The organism is Paenarthrobacter sp. 4246 (assembly GCF_040546855.1).
Lineage (GTDB): Bacteria > Actinomycetota > Actinomycetes > Actinomycetales > Micrococcaceae > Arthrobacter.
The window spans coordinates 216295-230645 of record NZ_JBEPOP010000002.1 but is presented as its reverse complement, the minus strand read 5'-3'; the positions used below and the strand labels follow the sequence as shown (position 1 = coordinate 230645).

Below are 14351 nucleotides of genomic sequence, written 5' to 3'. Positions count from 1 at the left end.
ACTAGAGTGCGTTACGCGGCCAGGCGCCTGCGGATCCACGCGGAGAACTGGTCCACCACGATGATCAGCACCAACACGATCAGGATGTGGGTGAGCATGGAGTCGAACTGGAACGACTTGATGGACTGGTTGATCAGCAGCCCGATGCCGCCGGCTCCCACCAGCCCAAGGACCAGCGAGGACCGCACGTTGACGTCGAAACGGTACAGCAGCAGGCCCACGAACTGGGGGACCACCATGGGCAGTGTGGCATTGGCTACCTGCTGGATCCTGTTGGCACCGGCCGTGCGGAGTGCCTCCTGCGGCCCGGCATCGATTTCCTCCATGGACTCGGCCCACAGCTTCCCCATGACACCGGTGTTGTGGCAGATCAGGGCGAGCACGCCGGCGAAGGGACCGAGCCCCACTGCGGTGACGAAGATCAGCGCAAACACGATGTCCGGTACAGCACGGAAGAACGACAAGATAGCCCGCGCTGCCTGGTACACGAGCCGATGCGGGCTGGTGTTCTCAGCAGCCAGTGCCGCGAGCAGCAGGGCGAACGGCACGGACAACGTGGTTCCCAGCAGGCCAATCCACAGAGTCACCAGCGTCGCTTCGAGGCCGGGCTTGAGTGTCTTCTCCCAGCTCAGGTCCGGCGGGAAGGCGTCGCCAATGAAGGCTGCCATGCCTTTCCAGCCGTCAACCAGGAGTTCCGGTTTGAAGTCCGTCCCCTCGATGGCCACGGCGTGAAGTCCGACGACGGCGGCCGCCACTGCCGCCGTCGTGATCCACCGCAGCGGCTTCTTGGGGCGGACCAGTGCCACACGGGTCCTGTCGGTGGAGTCCCGGCGGGCGACGGACGGGGTCAAAGTGTGGGGAGTCATGCGGCCTGGGTCCTGTCTGAAACGGCGCTGCCTGAAACGTCCCGGTCCGGGGCGTATAACGTGTCGAGGTGATCGGCTGTGACCTCTGTGGAGGGGAGGTCGAAGGTCATGGAGCCATGGAGCAGCCCGATGGACCGGTCAGCGTATCGCAGCGCGAGATCGGGTTGATGGAGAACTGCGGCCACCGCCAACCCTTCGGAGTGGGCGAGTTCGCGCAGCAGAGCCATCACTTGCTCTGCTGCGTGCGGGTCCAGTGCGGAGACAGGCTCGTCGGCGAGTACGACGTCGGCCCGCTGGCAGAGTGCCCGGGCTACGGCAACGCGCTGCTGCTGTCCGCCGGAGAGGCGGCCCACCCGGTCGAAGGCGCGATCGGCCAAGCCCACGCGGTCCAGGCAGTCGAGGGCTTCCTGCTGGACGTCGCCCGGAAACAGCAGAGGACTGAGGGAGCGGACGGTGGGGATGCGGGCCAAGGCGCCGGCGCAGACGTTGTCCAACGCCGTGCGCCGGGGGACCAGATGGATCTTCTGGAAAATCATGGCCATGCGTTGGCGCGCTTGCTGCAGGTCACGCCCTTGGAGGGTTTCCAGCGCAGTTCCGTCGATGCTGATGCCGCCGGAATCCGGAGCAGTGATACCCATGACGCAGCGCAGGGTGGTGGACTTTCCGGAGCCATTGGCACCCAGGAACGCGACAAGTTCTCCGGCGGCTACGGAGAAGTCCACGCCTTGAAGGACAGTCCTGCCACTGAACGACTTTCGCAAGCCTTGGACGGCGAGAGTCATTACAGATCCTTCTCGGTGAGGCCCATGGTCTCGGCGAGCTCGAACAGCGGCGTGTAGTTGTCCTTGGTGACTTCCAGCAGCGGGCCTGGAGGGGTGACGTCCAGGAACTCGCCCACCTTGGCCACGTCGGCGGGTTCCAGGCTGAGGAAAGCGTCCTTGACGGCTGCCTTGAACTCGGGGGCCGCGTCGCCGCGCACGGTGATGGGGTCGTTGGGGATGGGGTTGGACGTCCACACCTGGCGGAAGTCGTCCTTCTTGAAGGTGCCTGCGGCAATGGCGGTGGCCAGCGTCTGGGAGTTGATCTCCGCTGCATCAACTTTGCCGTTGGTCAGTGCGAGCAGGGCTTCAGGATGACCGCCGGTGTAGTCCATCTTGATGTCGGCGTCGGCGATTCCGGCTTCACGGAGGCCGAAGCGGGGCAGGACGTCGCCCGAGGTGGATCCGACGCTGCCCAGGGCGAGGGACTTGCCCTTCAAATCCCCGATGGCCTGGATGGGGCTGTCCTTGGTAACCCAAATCCCGGCCGTGTACGTGCTGAGTTCCTTCTCGGCAGTGCCAAAGGAAACCAGCGGCTCGGCGCCAGCCTTGGCATCAGCGAAAACGTAGCCGAGCGGGCCGAACTGGCCCAGGTCCAGTTTGCCATTGCGCATGGCCAGGACCTCGGCGGCGTAGTCCTCAACCACCTGGACGCTGACGGGGCATTCGAGCTTCTTGGACAGGGCGGCCGCCAGGACGTCGTAAGCGGGCTTCAGCTTGGCCGGGTCCTCGTACGGCTCGATGCCGAACTTGATCTCCCCGTTGGGGCAGGTGGCGGACGTCGCCTCAGGTGAGGACTGGGCTGAACCACCACAGGCGGTGAGCGCCAGAACGGTAGCGAGGGCAAGCGCGGAACCGGTGAAGAGCGAGGTTTTCATGGGAATCCTTATGCGAAGGGGATGAGGGAGAGGGGGAAAGTCAGTACAGGCGCGACACGTTGCGGTGTGCCAAACCGAAGGACAGGGTCATGCCCACGCCGGAGGTCACAGACACCACCGTGACGCCGGGCTGAACCTCGCGGACCAGGATGGGCGCTACGTCGGAGGAAGCGTAGATGCCTTGCCAGCGCTGGATGATCTCCAGTGGTTCGCCGATCCGGCCTGTGATTTCGGCGTTGAGCGTGGAGGTGACGGACTCGTCCAGGAAGGGATCGGCAGTGCGGTGATAGTGGTGGGAATCGCCCAGAATGAGCGTCCCGTCCGGGCGTTGGGTGAACATGACGTTGGCGCCGATCTCCAGCAATTCGGGCTGGTTCTCCAACACCTCGGAGCGGAGTGCAGCGGCAGCGGGCATGTCCGTGAACGCCGGGTACCGGAGCATGGATGTTGCGGTGAGGACTGCAGGAGCGAATTCGATACCGGACGGCTTGGCCGCCAGCGACATCTGCAGAGCACACCGCTGGATCCGGTGTTCTTCGGCGAGGTCCGGGAAGAGGTAGTCGACGTCGTGGCCGACGCACACGAAAACCTGCTTCGCTTGAAAGGTGCCCCGCGATGTCTGCATAGTCACGCCGTCGGTATTCCGGCTGAAGCCCAGCGCGGCGGTGTTCCAGTGGAGTTCGACGCCGGGCTGCCGGCTCAGCCATTCGGCCAACTTTGCGACCGTGGTGCGGGGGTCGACGCGAAGGTCGTCCCGGAGGAAGGCGCCGCCAACGAGGCCTGGCCATTGAGTGCCCGAAGCAGCAGCGTCGTCGTGCGCCTCCTCCACAGCGGAAGCCGAGGCGCCCAGCCGTTCCCGGGTCCCGGCGGGGGAGAGCAGCTCGACTTGTCCAGGCTCGCGCACCTCGGAGAGTTCGCGAAGGACGTCCATCTCGGCCTCAGTGCGGGCCAGGACGACGGCACCGGATTCGGCGGCCCAGAACCCGGCGCGCTCGGCGAACTCCAGCCAGTACTTCCGCGAGGTCTGTGCGAGTTCGTAGAGCTCGCCGGACTGTGCGGTGATGCAGCAGTGGCCGAAGTTGCGGACGGAGGCACCGGCGGCGTGGTGGTCGCGCTCGATGATGGTGACGGTGAGGCCGTTGGCAACAGCGTGGGCGGCGTGCGCCAGGCCCACGATTCCGGCACCGACAATGACGACGTCGGTGGGCTGGTTCGCGGTGCTGTTGGCGGCGGTGTGGGAAGTGCTTGGGTTGTTCACAGCATTGAGACTGGCGGCTGATGGACGGGGAATCAAGCCATTTTGGCACTTGTATATACAAGTTAACCTGATTTTAACTTCTGTTCATTTGAGTTCATACCAAGTTCATCTACAGGCCCTCCAAACAGCTGTTTTCGCGCGAAGTGACTTGTATTATCAACTGGTGACCACACAGACGAATGCGCCCCTCCACGCCAAGCTGAGCGAAGAATTCATGCGCCGGATTACCGACGGCGACTGGCCGCCGGGCTTCCAACTGCCCAGTGAAGCGGAGCTGTGCCGCGAGTTCGGGACGTCGCGTGGCCCGATCCGTCAGGCACTCGCGTTCCTCCGTTCCGAAGGTGCTGTCACAGGCGGACGGGGGCGCCCTCCCATGGTTCGCTCGTCTGTGCCGTCGCAGTCGTTCTCCACGTTCAACTCGTTCACTGAGTGGGCCAGTGGGATCGGCAAAAAGCCCGGCCAGCGGACACTCGAAGTGGCCCGGCGCGAAGCCAGTCCGGAAGCCGCTGAGGCACTCGGCCTGATGCCTGGCACCACTGTGGTGGAGGTCCTTCGCGTCCGTTATCTGGATGAGGCGCCGGCCATGATCGAGCGCACCACGTTCATTTTGGACGTGGGACGCAAGCTATTCGACTTCGACACCGACTCCGGGTCCATCTTCGCGTTCCTCAAAGAGCAGGGTGTAGACCTGCACAGTGCGCGCCACACGATCGACGCCGTTGCTGCCAGTGACGAGGACGCCGAACTGTTGGAGCAACCCGAAGGTATTCCGCTTCTGCGCGAACGCCGCATCACCCGTTCCGCCGACGGGCAGCCCCTGGAATACTCCGAGGACCGCTACCTGCCGGCGCTCACCAACTTCACCATCGACAACACCGTGGAACGCCGGGCCGCCCTGGTCCGCATCCATACCGAAGGAGCCACCCCATGATCAAGCTTGTTGCCTGCGATATGGCCGGAACCACCATCGACGAACACGGCGACGTGTACGTAGCCCTTGCCCGCTGCGTTGAGGAAACCGGGGTGACCACCACACCCGAGGCTGTGCAGGAATGGATGGGCGCGGACAAAGTTGAGGCCATTACGGCGCTCATTGAAGCTGGTGGGGGAGCGGCCACGCCTGAAGTAGTGGCGGCCGCATTCCAGCGCTTCAAGGAATTGCTCGTGGAGTTCTACGACGCCAACCCGCCGGTCGCGCTGGAGGGCGTGGAAGACGCGTTCCGCGCGCTCCGCAGCCAAGGCATCAAAGTGGCCCTGACAACCGGCTTCTCCCGCGACGTTGCGGAGCCCCTCCTGGAGCGGCTGGGCTGGAGCGTCGACGACGATAACCTGCTCGACGCCGTCGTCTGCTCCGACGAAGTAGCCGCCGGACGACCGGCACCACACATGATTCACCGGGCCATGGAACTGACCGGAGTCCAGGACGTCCGCGCCGTGATGGCCGCGGGCGACACTGTGAATGACCTCGCCGCTGCCAACAACGCCGGCGTCACGGCCGTGGGCGTGCTGACCGGCAAACTGGGCCGCGAAGACCTGTCCGTCCACCCGCACCACCACATCCTGGACGGCGTGAAGGACATTCCGGCGCTGCTCTCCTGATCCCCAGCGTCAGGCCCGTACTGCCGGCGTTTGGCCCCCAGCCCCATGCATGGAAGATTGGAACGCGTGAAATTCCTTCACCCGTCACCCAAGTCCTCCGCCCGCGGCGTCACCATCCTGCGCGTGGTCTTCGGCGCGCTCATCATGGTCCACGGTATCCAGAAGCTCATGGCCGGGCACGCTGCCTTTGCCGCGTCGGTTGCCGCCATGGGCGTGCAGAAGGCGGAGATCGTGGCGTGGCTGGTGATCGCCGGCGAGCTGGGGCTGGGCCTGCTTCTGGTCCTTGGCGCCCTGACCCGCGTGGCAGGGTTCCTCGCCGCCATCATGTTCGCTGGAATCTGGTTCGTTACCGAGGCCGGCAAACCCCTGCTCACGGACAAGGCAGGGGTGACCGCCGAGCTCCTGATCATCTACGCAGCCATCTCGGTGGCGTTCATCTTCCTGGGACCCGGAGCTTTGTCCTTGGACCGCAAGCTGGCCCGGCAATCAGCCGGCTCGCGGCGTTAGCCCTTCGGGGTTAATGCGATTGGGTTAACTCACGACGACGGCACTCGTCGCCGGGCTGGAGTCACCGCCGGGGCGCCTCACCGCGCGTCGTTCGGATACCTGATCCCCAGCTGGGAGCGCACGCCGTCGAAGAGGCGCATGACGTTGATGGAGTCTTCCAGCGGCATCACCGGGCTTTCAGTGAGGCCTTGCTGGATGCAGCGCGTCACTTCCCGGAGCTCGTAGGTGTAGCCCGTGCCCACCACATCGAAGTGCTCGTGGCGCGGTTCGTCCCAACCGACCCGGATCATCAGCTCGCGAGGGTTGTTCACTGAGCCAACGGTCTGCAGGAATCCGAGTCCGCCCGCCACGGTGGCAGTCCTGGGTCCATGTGCCATCAGGGACGACGTCAGCTGCACTTGGGCACCATTGGAGTAGCCCAAGGTCAGGGCGTTCTGGGTGTCCACCCCGTCATCGTTAAGGGTGCCGATCGCGGTGACGGACTGCGGGAAACCCAGCGTGCCCAAGGCCCAGAGGAGTGGGTAGACGGTGATGTCCAGAAGTGCGCCACCACCATCATTGAGGGCCCAGATACGGGCCGAAGGGTCGTAGGGCGCCGGGAAGCCAAGATCCGCGCTGACCCATTGGATCTGTCCAAGCTCGCCAGAGGCAGCAATTTCGAACGCCCGCTGCATGCTCGGCAGGAAGCGGCTCCACACGGCCTCCATGAAGAAAACGTTGTTTTCCCGGGCCAGTTTCACCAGCTCGGAGGCCTCACGGGCGTTGATGGTGAGGGCCTTCTCGCAGAGCACGTGCTTGCCGGCACGCAGGGCGGCCGAGGCGATCAGGAAGTGCTGGGCATGGGGAGTGGCCACATAGACCACGTCCACTGCCGGGTCCTCCACCAAGCGCTGGTAGCCGGGAACGCCGCCGTCGTCCCCGTAGCCCTTGGCGAAACCCAGCGTGTGGGCGAAGGCATCAGCGGCAGCCTGCGTCCGGGAGCTCACGGCGTAAAGCTCCGCATCTTCCAGCAGGGCCAGGTCCTTGGAAACACTGTTGGCAATGTTGCCTGTAGACACCACGCCCCACTTCAAGCGCCGGCCGGTGGTTGCCCGGGGATCCTGGTTGGTTTGGGAGGACAGCCACGGCTTGGCGATAGGGAGGGTCATGACTGACATCCTCTCATTTCGGGCAAGCGTTGACCGCTAAGGGATCAGGGTGCCGCACCCTTTCACGCCGCTCGCTGCCGTAACTTCTGGTGCGCTGGGCGGGTACGGGTGCGCCCGCAGAAAACGAGGGGTGCGCCCGGCGGGCAGGGGTGGGCCCGCCCACATGGCGCAGCCGGTCCGGACATGCTGGTAGCGTCGGCTGGAAATGCAGTAATCGGGGGAATGTGGAAACGAAAACGAGAAGGCCTTCAGAGGGCCCGCGAGGTGCCCTAATAGTGGTCTCGGTGATCGGTGCCATCATTTCAGTGCCCGCTGCTGCATTCCTCGGGTTTGCGCTTGGATTCTACCCATCGCGGATGGAATGCACCCAGGACACCTTGGGATCCGGATGTTATGAAGGCGAACTCCTGATGGCGGTGCTGGCGTTCGGCGTCTTTTTTCTTCCGTTCTTCCTACCGTGCCTCATGATGTCGCAGGGCGCACACAGCGGCGCCCGCCGGCTGTCATCTTGGTGGCCTCTCATCGTATTGTGCGCCGTCCCGTTGACCGTGGTGGTGGTGGGAGCTCTTTCGGCGCTTGCGGATCCTCATGCTTATTTCTGAAATCCCGACAGACTAAGCATTCTGTCAAGTCATACGAATGGCCGGCAGCACAAAATTCCTCGCTTAGGCTTAGCCCATCATCCCTCGCAGAGGTTCTGTGGGGAGTTACCGAAATGGAGCAGGGATGGGTACTTTTCGGCGCGTCATTTTGCCGGTTGCCTGGTTGTTGGTTTTCGCGATTATCGCGGTGGCTTTGGTCAAAATCGCCTTTGTCGATGGCCTTGAAGCGACCGGATCCGAGCCGGCGCCCTTGGCCCAGGTGGATATCCCGGTGGTCCCGGCCACCCGCGCCACTGTCACTAACACCGTGGAGATCAAGGGCACCGTCCAGAGCGACGCCGCCGATACCGTCCGCAGCACTTCCGCGGGCAAGGTCATCAAAGTCTTTGTTGAAGAAGGCGCCACCGTGGCCGAGGGCCAAGCCCTGTTTCAGGTCAAAGCTGAGCGACCAGTCACCACCACGCAGACTTCCAAGGACGGGACCCCAACGGCTCCCAAACCCGTTTACGACTACTTCGACATCCTTGCTCCCAGCGCCGGGACCCTGCAGCAGCTCACAACGCTCATAGACCAGCAGGTCACCGTCGGCGAGGCAGTGGGCAAGATCGATCCCGGAACCTACACGGTGGCCGGTTCAGTGACGGCCGCCCAGCAGTACCGCCTGCTGGGCAAGCCGGGCCCCGCGGAGATTGCGTTGGTGGGTGGACCGGCGCCGTTCCAGTGCGCCGAAGTGACGCTTAAGAACAACGCGTCCGACGACGGCGGCAGCGCCTCGGGCGGTTTGGCCGCCACCGGCGGAGGTGCCGGGATGGGCGTGGGCACAGCAATCGCTGGTCCCGGGGCCGGCGGGAGCCAGCCTGAAGAAGGCGGCACTCCCACGGGTACGTTGAGCTGCGCGATTCCTGCGGACCAGCAGGTCTTCGCAGGCCTCGGAGCCACCATGACGGTCAGCGCAGGAGTTGCTCCTGACGTTGTGACGGTTCCTTTGACCTCGGTGAAGGGCAGCGTCAAAGACGGGATCGTATGGATTGCCGGACCGGGCGGGGCCGGGGCGGCTCCTGAGCAGCGAACCGTCCAGTTGGGCCTCAATGATGGCTCCGTGGTTGAAGTGACCTCCGGGCTCGCCGAGGGCGAACAGGTTCTGGAGTTCGTTCCCGGTGCACCGGCCGCCCCGAACCCCATGATGGGGCCGGGCCAGATCGCCTACGCTCCGGCAGGCTAGGCCCGTGGACGACTCACGCGAGGAACCGCAAAAGGAAACTCCCAAGGAAACGCTGGTCAGCCTGCGATCAGTCACCCGGTCTGTCACGCTGCCGGACGAGCAGCAGCTGCATATCCTCAGGGGCATCGACCTTGAGGTGTACAGCGGCGATCACACCGCCATCGTCGGCCGTTCCGGTTGCGGCAAATCGACGCTGCTGAATTTGCTCGGCCTGCTGGACGTCCCAACGTCGGGTGAGCTGGAGTTCCTCGGCCAACCCGCGGACAGGCTCGGTAACAACGCCCGGGCACGCCTGCGCGGCTCCACCGTGGGCTTTGTGTTCCAGCAGTTCAACCTGTTGCCCGGACGCAGCGCCCTGGACAACGTGATCACCCCCTTGTTCTACGCCAAGGGCAAGGAGTTCTGGCGCCGTCGTGAGATCGCTATGGACATGCTGGACCGCGTGGGCCTCGCCGCCCGGGCCAACACTATGCCCAACATGCTCTCCGGCGGTGAGCAGCAGCGTGTAGCGATTGCCCGTGCCTTGGTCCGGAGGCCACGGCTCATCCTGGCTGATGAACCCACAGGGGCACTGGATGTGGAAACCGGCCAGTCCGTCATGGCACTGCTGGACACCGTCGCCACGGAAACCGCGGCGGCTTTGGTGACCATCACCCACGACACCAACGTGGCAGCCCTGGCCCGGGCCTGTTACCGGCTGGACTCCGGCGTGCTCAGTCCACTGTCGGTTCCCGCAGCAGCAGGTGTCAGCGCATGACCGGCTTTGTATCCACGCTGGTTGAAGCGTGGCAGGAACTTCGAATCAACAAAGTCCGGATTCTCTTGGCTCTCCTTGGAGTGGCCTTGTCCGTGGCCGCGCTGACCTCCGTGGTGGGCGTCGGAAATCTAGCTCGCGAAGGCTACAAATATCAATCTGAACGAAACGGCGGCCGGGTAGCGACGCTGTCCTTGAACGTCGGCGGACCCACCCCGCCGGATCCAGCAAAGCTCGAAAAGGCCTATCAAGGGATCCAGCAGCGCTACGGCATCACCACTTCCACCCACGTCGGTCAGACGCAAGCCGGCTTTCAATTTCCCCGGGGTGTGACTGGCGTGAACGTCACCATCGTGGACGTCGGCTACGGCATTATCCACCGGGTCCCGCTCCAGCAGGGCAGCTGGTTCGCGGCCGACGACGGCCAGAGGCTTGCGCCCGCCATCGTGGTTTCCGAGGCTTTCTACAACCAAGCCGGCCGGCCCAACCTGTCGGCCAATCCCACGGTGAGGATCCCGGGTGACCAGCCTGCCACGGCGGTGATCATCGGCGTCGTGCCTGATGCCTACCCGGACACCCCGCCTGCCGCGTTCATCCTTTCCGAGGGAGCTGCGATGACTGGGATGCAGTCCCAGATGTCTCAGTTCAAAATGTGGGTGGGCGAGGAGCAGGCCGAGGCCCTCAAGGGAGCGATTACTGCCGACCTCCAAGGGCAGTTCCCCGGCCTCTACGCCCAGGCAGACCGCATGGACTATGCCGCATGGGGCGACCCCTTGGCTCCCGTGCAGCTGGTGGTGGGGGGAGTAGCCGGTCTGGTCCTGCTGCTTGGCGCCGTGGGGATGCTGAACATCTCCATGGTCACGGTCCGCTACCGGGTCCGGGAAATCGGTATCCGACGAAGCTTCGGTGCAACCTCCGGCCGGATCTTCGTGGGCGTCATGATGGAGTCCGTGGTGGCCACCGCGGTCGCTGGCCTGGCGGGCGTCATGCTGGCAGTCGCAGTGGTGAAGCACCCGTGGATCGAGTCGAAGGTTGCCCCAGGGCTCACCGAATACCCGGCATTCCCCATCGACGCCGCGTTTTTGGGATTCGGTGCGGCAGTCCTTGTGGGCGCAATCGCCGGTGCCATCCCCGCGCTCGTGGCGGTGCGCGTCAAAGTTATCGACGCGATCCGGTTCTGACCTCCTCCGTGAGCCGGCCCTGCTGAAGCCGGAAGCAGCGTTCGGTCTTCTGAGCCAAGCTGCGGTCATGCGTGACCACCAGGATGGTGGTGTTGTGGTCGCGGCTCAGTGAGCTCAGCAGCTCGATGATGTGCTCACCGGTTTGCTCGTCCAGGTTGCCCGTGGGCTCATCAGCGAGGATCAGCTTGGGCTCGTTGGCCAGCGCCCGGGCGATCGCCACACGCTGCTGCTCGCCGCCGGACAGCCGGTTGGTCCTGCGTGGGTGCTTCTCCGGATCCAATTGCACCTGTTCCAGCAAGTCCTTGGCACGCTGCAGCCTGGCCGCTCTGCGGACGCCCGCGAACTCCATGGGCAGCATCACGTTGTCCACGGCGCTGAGGTTGGGAATCAGGTTGAACTGCTGGAACACAAACCCGATGTCCCGGCGACGGTACTCGGTCAGCTTGCCGTCCGGAAGTCCCGCCAGGCTGACGCCATCCACGACGACGTCACCTGAGGTGGGCTTGTCCAGCGCACCCAAGAGGGACAACAGCGTGCTTTTGCCGCTGCCGCTCTTGCCCACGATGGATGCCAGCGAACCCTTTTCGAGCTCGAAGCTCACGCCGTTGACGGGCTTGATGGTCCGGTCACCGGATTTGAACTGACGGACCAGGTCCTTGACTACGATCACGCTATTCTCCTCGGAGTACTTCGATGGGACGGATACGGGCGGTCAGCAAGGCCGGGACGAGCGCGCCGATGATGGCCACCGCGAACACTGCTGCGATACCGGCTGCGAGCACACCGGGGGAGACGCTCGCGGTGACAGAGGTGAGCAGCTGCGACGCGCCGCCGAACGGGCCGCCCTGTCCGCCGCCCGGGAAGCCGCCGCCACCAGGAACCGGCCCGTTCGGCATGGCCCCAGCGAGACCGCCGCCGCGCTGGGTGGTGGTTGCCGCCGTCGTGGTGGTGTTTGAACTGATGAGCGCCGATGCGATACCGCCGCTGGCAAGCGAAGCAATCACAGCACCCACCACGCTGCCAAGGGCCACCAGGACCAGCGACTCCAGGACGAACTGCAGGCCGATGGTGCGGTTGCGTGCACCGATCGCTTTCAGGACGCCGATCTCACGACGGCGCTCGCGGACCAGCATCACCATGATGAGCAGGATGATGATTCCTGCGGTGGCCAACGCCGCGATGAAGGCGATCAGGGAGATGTTCTTGACGCTGTCCAATGAGCTGACAGCTGTCTCGAGGTTGCGCTGGCCCTGGGTCACGTCGGCCTTGTCCGTACCGAGTGCGTCCTGGACAGCGGTTTTGGTGCTGTCCACGTTCTCCATGCTGTTAACCGTGACGATCATGCTGGAGAGTTCTTCCGGGGTTTCGGCCAGTGTCTGGGCTTCCGGGAGGGTGACGTAGACGGCGTTGTTGCCGAAGGTGGTGCCGGCGTCGAAGATGCCTGCCACGGTGAAGGTCTTGTCCTGGATGGTGAACGTGGAACCGACTGTCAGGCTGTTCTTCTCAGCCAGTGCCGCGCCCACCAGTGCCTTGGTTTCGGCTGCGGTGTAATCGCTCAAGCCTGTGCCGCTGGTGATGTTCAAGGCCTTGCCCGTGCTGTCTACCTCGGCGCCGATACCCGTTGCCGTGATCGGAAGAGTACGCGCGGGCTGGGTGGTGGTCCCGGTGCTGCCGGTGGTACCTGTTGTTCCAGCGGAGCCGTTGCGGTTGCCGAGCGTCCCGGCGTCGACGGCGGCTGTCAGGTTGGTGCTGACCGTCGCCTGCTGCCCGCCGGGACCGAAGCCGCCGCCGGGACCAACCTGCTGGGTGGTTCCGGTGCTTGGATCCGTGGTTCCCGTGGTCGCTGTCTGGAGGCGCAGTGCTTTGGTGCCCACCACGGAGGTCACGTTGGCGACCGACGCTGCAGTCTCGGCATCCGCCGTCGTGAGTGGTTCGCCGCCGCCTTCAAAGCCTTGGCCTCCCGCGGGGTTCACCGTCAGGGTGGTACCCACGGACGCGTTGAGCTCCTGGACTTTGGCACCGACCGCCTGGTTGGCTACCAGCATGGCCAGCGCCAAGCCAATGGCTACGGCCAGTACGGCAACTACCGCTGCCGTTCTGATCTTGTTGCGGAAGGCATTGCCTACGCTTCGGGCAAGGACGCTCACGTTTCTCCTCTTGACCTGCAGGTTTGTCCGCCCGCTGAACGCGGGCTGCAACTCCTACCTTGCTGAGCGCTGCTGTGCGGCAAGCCAGCCGAAGCTATGCGTGGGCTGTGAAAGCACCTGCGTCAGCGGTGCAGGAGGCAAGCCGTCCGCGGTGCGGGAGGCAAGCCAAAGCCCCGGCCCGCCTGCTGGCGGACCGGGGCTGACTGTCGTGCTTTTAAGCGGTGTTACTTGGTGATCGGGCCGAGTACCGGATCGTCAACGTAAGCCGTCTTGACGTTCTCTGCCGTAACAATCTGCGGCGGGAGGAGGTAAGCCGGGACGGTCTTAACGCCGTTCTTGTAGGAGTCCTTGTCGTTGATTTCCAGTTCCTTACCGGCCTGGAGATCCTTCACCATGGTGATGGCGTGCTCAACGAGCTTGCGGGTGTCCTTGTTGATGGTGGAGTACTGCTCGCCTGCCATGATCGACTTGACGGACTCAACCTCGGAGTCCTGGCCGGTGACAACCGGGAGCGGCTTGCCAGCGGCCTTGACGGACGTCAGCACTGCGCGGGCCAGGGTGTCGTTCGGTGACAGGACGCCGTCCAAGGAAGCGGTGCCGTAGCTGCCGGTAAGCAGCGTGTCAGCGCGACGCTGGGCGTTTTCTGCCTTCCAACCCTGGGTCACAGCCTGCTCGAACGAGGTCTGGCCGGAGACCACCTTGAGGGTGCCGTCGTCGATCTTCGGCTTCAGGACGCTCATGGCGCCGTCGAAGAAGACCTTTGCGTTGGCATCATCCGGGGATCCTGCAAACAGTTCGATGTTGTAGGGGCCGGTTGCCTTCTTGGCCTTCATGCCGTCCAACAGGGCCTGGCCCTGCAGTTCGCCCACCTTGAAGTTGTCGTAGGCCACGTAGTAGTCCACGTTCTCGGTGTTCAGAAGCAGACGGTCATAAGCGATGACCGTTGCCCCGGAGTCCTTGGCCTGCTGGAGCTGGGTGCCCAGCTGCGCACCGTCGATGGCACCGACGATGATGACCTTGGCACCCTTGGTGACCATGGCACTGATCTGGTTCTGCTGCTCGGATACGCCGCCGTTGGCGAACTGGACGTCCGGCTTGAAGCCGGCGCTGGTGAGGCCGTCGTTGAACAGCTTCTCCGCGAGGACCCAGTTTTCACTGGTCTTCTGCGGAAGTGCGACGCCGATCAGCGAGTCCTTGGGGAACGCTTCCCCGCCTGCTGTGCTGCTGCTTGAGCCGCTGTCAGTGCGGCCGCAGGCTGTCAGCGCCAGTGCCGCGATGGCAGCGACTGCTGCTGCCTTTCCTGCTTTACCAAACATTCGCATATCTTGGTTCACTTTCTGTGTGGGTGGGGTGGAGCGAGTCTGTCAGGGA

15 protein-coding genes are annotated in these 14351 nt (G+C 64.2%); 7 read left to right on the top strand and 8 right to left on the bottom strand.

Going from position 1 to position 14351, the window contains the following annotated elements:
* Nucleotides 1-11: 11 nt before the first annotated feature.
* Genes phnE through ABIE35_RS03790 form a run of 4 tightly spaced genes read right to left on the bottom strand, consistent with a single transcriptional unit; the run spans nt 12 to nt 3820 of the window.
* On the bottom strand, nt 12-866 hold the full coding sequence (gene phnE / locus ABIE35_RS03805; RefSeq protein WP_354512515.1) for a phosphonate ABC transporter, permease protein PhnE: 855 nt from the start codon (nt 864-866) through the stop codon (nt 12-14).
* Nucleotides 863-1648 carry a phosphonate ABC transporter ATP-binding protein gene (locus ABIE35_RS03800; protein WP_354512514.1) on the bottom strand — a complete coding sequence of 262 codons (786 nt, stop codon included), beginning with the start codon at nt 1646-1648 and terminating at the stop codon, nt 863-865. The genes phnE and ABIE35_RS03800 overlap by 4 nt, the downstream gene beginning before the upstream one ends.
* Nucleotides 1648-2562: a phosphate/phosphite/phosphonate ABC transporter substrate-binding protein gene (locus ABIE35_RS03795; protein ID WP_354512513.1), complete on the bottom strand. Its 915-nt coding sequence runs from the start codon at nt 2560-2562 to the stop codon at nt 1648-1650. The genes ABIE35_RS03800 and ABIE35_RS03795 overlap by 1 nt, the downstream gene beginning before the upstream one ends.
* 40 nt (nt 2563-2602) lie before the next feature.
* Nucleotides 2603-3820, bottom strand: a complete 1218-nt coding sequence (locus ABIE35_RS03790) for a TIGR03364 family FAD-dependent oxidoreductase (protein ID WP_354512512.1) — start codon at nt 3818-3820, stop codon at nt 2603-2605.
* 163 nt (nt 3821-3983) lie between these two features.
* Between ABIE35_RS03790 and ABIE35_RS03785 the strand changes: the two genes are divergently transcribed.
* The 3 genes from ABIE35_RS03785 to ABIE35_RS03775 all read left to right on the top strand — a co-directional run bounded on the left by ABIE35_RS03785 (nt 3984) and on the right by ABIE35_RS03775 (nt 5926).
* Complete coding sequence (locus ABIE35_RS03785; protein ID WP_354512511.1) at nt 3984-4751, top strand: GntR family transcriptional regulator; 768 nt, start codon at nt 3984-3986, stop codon at nt 4749-4751.
* Nucleotides 4748-5419 (top strand): phosphonatase-like hydrolase, encoded by a 672-nt coding sequence (locus ABIE35_RS03780; RefSeq protein WP_354512510.1) that lies wholly within the window; start codon nt 4748-4750, stop codon nt 5417-5419. Before ABIE35_RS03785 ends, ABIE35_RS03780 begins: the two co-directional genes overlap by 4 nt.
* Before the next feature lie 66 nt (nt 5420-5485).
* Nucleotides 5486-5926 (top strand): DoxX family protein, encoded by a 441-nt coding sequence (locus tag ABIE35_RS03775; RefSeq protein ID WP_354512509.1) that lies wholly within the window; start codon nt 5486-5488, stop codon nt 5924-5926.
* A gap of 77 nt (nt 5927-6003) precedes the next feature.
* Here the strand turns inward: ABIE35_RS03775 and ABIE35_RS03770 are convergent, their stop codons facing one another.
* Entirely contained in the window at nt 6004-7074 is a 1071-nt protein-coding gene (locus ABIE35_RS03770; protein WP_354512508.1) for a Gfo/Idh/MocA family protein, read from the bottom strand.
* 275 nt (nt 7075-7349) lie between these two features.
* Here ABIE35_RS03770 and ABIE35_RS03765 point away from each other — a divergent pair, with 275 nt between their 5' ends.
* The 4 genes from ABIE35_RS03765 to ABIE35_RS03750 all read left to right on the top strand — a co-directional run bounded on the left by ABIE35_RS03765 (nt 7350) and on the right by ABIE35_RS03750 (nt 10833).
* Entirely contained in the window at nt 7350-7676 is a 327-nt protein-coding gene (locus ABIE35_RS03765) for a hypothetical protein (protein WP_354512507.1), read from the top strand.
* Between the two features lie 124 nt (nt 7677-7800).
* Complete coding sequence (locus ABIE35_RS03760) at nt 7801-8898, top strand: efflux RND transporter periplasmic adaptor subunit (RefSeq protein ID WP_354512506.1); 1098 nt, start codon at nt 7801-7803, stop codon at nt 8896-8898.
* Between the two features lie 4 nt (nt 8899-8902).
* Nucleotides 8903-9655, top strand: a complete 753-nt coding sequence (locus ABIE35_RS03755) for an ABC transporter ATP-binding protein (RefSeq protein ID WP_354512505.1) — start codon at nt 8903-8905, stop codon at nt 9653-9655.
* Complete coding sequence (locus ABIE35_RS03750) at nt 9652-10833, top strand: ABC transporter permease (protein WP_354512504.1); 1182 nt, start codon at nt 9652-9654, stop codon at nt 10831-10833. Before ABIE35_RS03755 ends, ABIE35_RS03750 begins: the two co-directional genes overlap by 4 nt.
* Here the strand turns inward: ABIE35_RS03750 and ABIE35_RS03745 are convergent.
* From ABIE35_RS03745 to ABIE35_RS03735, 3 genes are all read right to left on the bottom strand, one after another.
* On the bottom strand, nt 10811-11503 hold the full coding sequence (locus ABIE35_RS03745; protein ID WP_354512503.1) for an ABC transporter ATP-binding protein: 693 nt from the start codon (nt 11501-11503) through the stop codon (nt 10811-10813). The genes ABIE35_RS03750 and ABIE35_RS03745 overlap by 23 nt on opposite strands.
* A 1-nt stretch (nt 11504) precedes the next feature.
* Nucleotides 11505-12980: an ABC transporter permease gene (locus ABIE35_RS03740; protein WP_354512502.1), complete on the bottom strand. Its 1476-nt coding sequence runs from the start codon at nt 12978-12980 to the stop codon at nt 11505-11507.
* 224 nt (nt 12981-13204) lie between these two features.
* Nucleotides 13205-14302: a substrate-binding domain-containing protein gene (locus tag ABIE35_RS03735; RefSeq protein WP_354512501.1), complete on the bottom strand. Its 1098-nt coding sequence runs from the start codon at nt 14300-14302 to the stop codon at nt 13205-13207.
* Nucleotides 14303-14351: the final 49 nt, after the last annotated feature.